Source organism: Bacillus sp. L_1B0_5 (assembly GCF_000836715.1).
Classification (GTDB): Bacteria; Bacillota; Bacilli; order Bacillales; family Bacillaceae_G; genus Bacillus_A; species Bacillus_A thuringiensis_S.
This window is the reverse complement of record NZ_JXIS01000181.1, coordinates 1-4,045: the sequence shown is the minus strand read 5'-3', so window position 1 is coordinate 4,045 and position 4,045 is coordinate 1. Positions and strand designations below refer to the sequence as shown.

Below are 4,045 nucleotides of genomic sequence, written 5' to 3'. Positions count from 1 at the left end.
ATTTATGAGTTTTGCAACACCATCAAGACTATATAAACTTTAATGGAAATACTAATTTTATTAGATTTGGACTTACTATATTAATAAAGGTTAAATAGTGTATTTAAGCGCTTATATGTAAGCGCTTAATATAATTGTTATTTAATTGTTTCCAACATTGATCCGTTAATGATATTAAAAATTAATAAAACAGCAAAGAAAATAAATGCAATAATCCACGAGTATGCCTTTGGAAGTTTTGCAACGATTTGCAACCCTTTTGCTCTAAGAATAAAATGCCAAATTGCAAAAATCTCAATACCGTTTAATAGACCAAATAGAGAACCGTTAGGTTCAACGAATCCTCCTAAACTAGTAATGTAGAAAGGGGTAGATCCATCAACAAAAAATTTAAATAAACCATTAATCCAAAGAGAAATTATAGGTATAAGCATTATATGGATATTTAATGATAATAATTGTTTAAAGGTTACATCTGAATCAGTAAATTTTGAGAAAAACAATTGGACACTTGATGATAGAAGTAAATAAATTAGAGGAGCAATTACTCCACCTATTATCGATGTTACTCTTGAGAAAGTGATGATAAAATCTTCAGTACCTTCTGGGACATTCCCCTGAAGTAGAACAGAAGTATCAAGAGCAAAAGCTGTGATAACAGTTCCGATAATTTGTAACAAGCAAATTATTATCAGCGGTAAAGCTATAATTGGTTTTTGTTTGAGTTTTTCGAAATTTTGTAATGGAGATAAAATGGTACTAAGCAATGTAGGTTTTTCGTCAATTATTTCTGTTGAATTAGTAGTTTCTTGCAATGGATTATTTTTCATGTTTTTCTCCTTTTAATTAATATTGGATTAAAATCCAGTAAGGTTTTCAAAAAAATCTTATATTATATAAAATCCCCCTTTAGGCAATATGTACCAGATAGTACACTCAATTGCATACTACCACAATAATTAAAATATTTTAATATATTTTTTGATAAAAAATGTTAAATTCTTTAAATTTTTTTGTCGAAAAATATTTAAATGAAAATATTGTTTACTAATAGCGATATTTATGTTTAAAATGGTAAAAATAACATATATTCAAGGGGTATGGATAAGGAATAGGTTTTATTTTTTTCTGAAAATTACGTTATTTGTCGAAAAAAATAGGGTAACCGTGTTTTTAGATTAATAATCTAAGATTAAATATAATTATTTAGAAAACAAAAAATATTATATTAAAATAATTAATTTAACCTACGAAATTTATTACACAGGTGGGGATTTTGTGAATTTGTTAGTAGTATCTCAGTGCGAGTTACTGATTTCTTTATTGGATGAACTATTGAAAAATACTAAAGTTAAAATGAAAGTTATTAAGAGTACATTTGAATTTGACGATGCGTACACTTATACTGCACGAAGTGATAGCTTTGCATTTATAATCGATATCCAATCATTTCAGGGAGAAGATGAGATTGATTGGATTCATTTTAAAAAAATTTCTAGGAATACTGTACTATTAGTTGATACGAAATATCAAAATCCAGAAGAGATTTTAAAAGTTCAACAGGCAGTGATTTACTTATCAAACCCTTTATTATCTATTGGGAACATAAACTCAAATAAGCCACAAAATGAAATAAAAAATGATAAAAATTCGTTAGATCTGTACCTAAACGATGAGGTGAAGTTTGATGTTTTTGATCTTTGCATTGTGAAAAATGGAGAAAAAATCCCGTTAACAAACTTAGAAACAAAGATTCTATTATTCCTCTATAAAAACCTCAATAAAGTAATTGAAACAGATGTCTTAATGGAAAAACTTGAATTATCAACGATTACTAGTTTGTATGTGCATATAAAAAATCTAAGAAATAAGATCGAAAAAAACCCAAAAAGTCCAGGTATTCTCAGAACTGCAAATAAAAAAGGATATATGCTACTAATTAACCCTTAAGAAATATTACATATTAATATCTAATTCTAAAGAAATTAGAATATACCCGATTTTAAATTTCTGTGTTAAATTTTTACTTGTGAGAAGGAAATTCACAATAATAAAAAATTCTGGGGGAATAAAAATGGATAAATTTGTAGGGCATTTAGTTGCAAACATTGGTCTTGACCATGGGACGTCTTTAGCAGTTGTAGCAATGTTAGGTTCAGCAGGAGCAGCAGCAGTAGCTGCAGCATGGCCTGTATTAGCACCATTCGTTTTAACTTTACGTGGTATTTTAGCAGTAGCTGGTACTACAGCAACTGTAGGTTGGTAAAATTTAAGTAACGGAGTGATATTATGTTATTAGAAAAAGTTAGTGGATTATTAGTTGGTACTCTAGGTGTAGAGAAAAGCGTAGCACTTGCAATTGCTGGTTTAATTGCTTCTGGTGGAGTTTGGTATGCAGCTGTTGCATATCCATTCCTAGCACCATTTGTTGCTACAATTCAAGGTGTTATTGCTGTTGCAGGTACAGGAGCAGTAGTAGGTTGGTAATAGTTGAATATTAAGATGAATCTCCCGGTATATAAAAAGGTATTATCCCTTTTTATGCTGGGAGATTTTCGTGCTCAAGGGATTCTTCCAAAAACTGTATTGGGAAGAGTCTTTCTTGGCGTATCAACCTTATTATATTTGATACCTATATACCTATACCTAAATAAAAATTATGACACCGCTACCTTGCAAAATCCAAATCTAATAATTCCATTTATCTTTATACTAATATTCAGCCTGTTCATTTTTAATTCTTTAGGAGTAGGTTCTTTAACAAATACCTCTAGTATTGATGAAGTTAAAGCCCTGCTTGCATTCCCTTTATATATTACAGATCTAATAAATATAAGAATTCTTATGGGCCTTTTTAGAGGTTACCTATTTAATATGATCTGCATAATACCTGTTGTACTAGCTATTATTTCAAACAAGGGTATTTTAAATAGTTCTTTATATTTGTCTTTACTTTCGTTTTTGGTTTTTCCATTACTTCCTTCTTTAATAGGAATTTTATTGAACCTCAAAACTAAAGCGTTAAATTTACAAGTCTGTGTAGTTTTATTGTGTATATACATATTTGCAGGAATGACATTCTTAACATCTATTAATTCAATACCTTCACAACTAAATGGAGTAATTTCTTTATTCTCCTATCCGATTTGGGCGATATTAGGTAAATTAAATTTGTTTCAAAACTTAGTGTTTGTAGGTATCTGGATTACTTTTTCTCTAATTATGTTTCTAATGATCTATAGGATACAAAAAAAGAGAATGTATTCAAATTCTAGTACAGCATGGAACGAACGCATAGCTTCTTTAATTGCTAAAAGATGTAAAGGGCCAAAGCTGTTATATTGCTCAATAGTAATCGGTAGAATAAGTATTTTAAGTATAGTTATAGAGATTCTTGTTGTTACAGTAATGTCATATATAGCTATATGGCCTATGCAGGATATTTCAATTAATTTTATTAAGATGTTGATACTCACTCTAACATCCGTTTCATTACCCGTGATAGTACTTTTCCCTATCCTTAAATCATCAATAGGAAAATTGGCAGAGCATCGTAAACTTCAATATTTCCCTATACCTTCCAGCTGGCATATATTAATACCGTTCGGTATTTCTATGTTCATACTGATTATAATATTGGCTGGATTTAATGTAGTTATAGGATCATTTTTAGATTCAAGGCTGGTACTTTATTATTCGATATATTTAATATTTGGATCACTTAGCCTGGGAACTTTGCTTATACATCTTATGTTGAGCCCAAGAAAATTCATTGCGAGCCTATATTTGTTTATTTTTTCAAATATAAAACTTACTATCCTAATTTTGATTTCAATTTTTTATATGAATTCAATTTTAACTTTAAGTTTAAGTGCCTTAATTGATGTTGTTTATTTAGGGATATATGTAAAGTTTTTAATCCAAAAAAATTACCTAACATATCTGGAGGGAAAAAAATGATAAAGAAAATACCTTGGTATACAAGTATTACTGCTTTGATTTATATACTTGGGGTTGTAATAGGCGCTTATTCGGCTACAAAAAT

At 29.1% G+C, this 4,045-nt stretch carries 5 protein-coding genes; 4 read left to right on the top strand and 1 reads right to left on the bottom strand.

Going from position 1 to position 4,045, the window contains the following annotated elements; translation table 11 throughout:
* Nucleotides 1-137 precede the first annotated feature (137 nt).
* Nucleotides 138-830, bottom strand: coding sequence for a Yip1 family protein (locus tag RT27_RS31380; RefSeq protein ID WP_043939159.1), 693 nt, complete (start codon nucleotides 828-830; stop codon nucleotides 138-140).
* Nucleotides 831-1,278: 448 nt separating this feature from the next.
* Between RT27_RS31380 and RT27_RS31375 the strand changes: the two genes are divergently transcribed.
* The 4 genes from RT27_RS31375 to RT27_RS31360 all read left to right on the top strand — a co-directional run bounded on the left by RT27_RS31375 (nucleotide 1,279) and on the right by RT27_RS31360 (nucleotide 3,960).
* Nucleotides 1,279-1,950 (top strand): helix-turn-helix domain-containing protein, encoded by a 672-nt coding sequence (locus tag RT27_RS31375; protein WP_043939157.1) that lies wholly within the window; start codon nucleotides 1,279-1,281, stop codon nucleotides 1,948-1,950.
* Between the two features lie 124 nt (nucleotides 1,951-2,074).
* Nucleotides 2,075-2,266, top strand: a complete 192-nt coding sequence (locus RT27_RS31370) for a hypothetical protein (RefSeq protein WP_043939155.1) — start codon at nucleotides 2,075-2,077, stop codon at nucleotides 2,264-2,266.
* Nucleotides 2,267-2,289: 23 nt separating this feature from the next.
* The gene (locus tag RT27_RS31365; protein ID WP_043939153.1) at nucleotides 2,290-2,487 is read left to right on the top strand and encodes a hypothetical protein; all 198 of its coding nucleotides are present in this window, start codon (nucleotides 2,290-2,292) and stop codon (nucleotides 2,485-2,487) included.
* A 3-nt stretch (nucleotides 2,488-2,490) separates the two neighbouring features.
* On the top strand, nucleotides 2,491-3,960 hold the full coding sequence (locus RT27_RS31360) for a hypothetical protein (RefSeq protein WP_043939151.1): 1,470 nt from the start codon (nucleotides 2,491-2,493) through the stop codon (nucleotides 3,958-3,960).
* Nucleotides 3,961-4,045 lie beyond the last annotated feature (85 nt).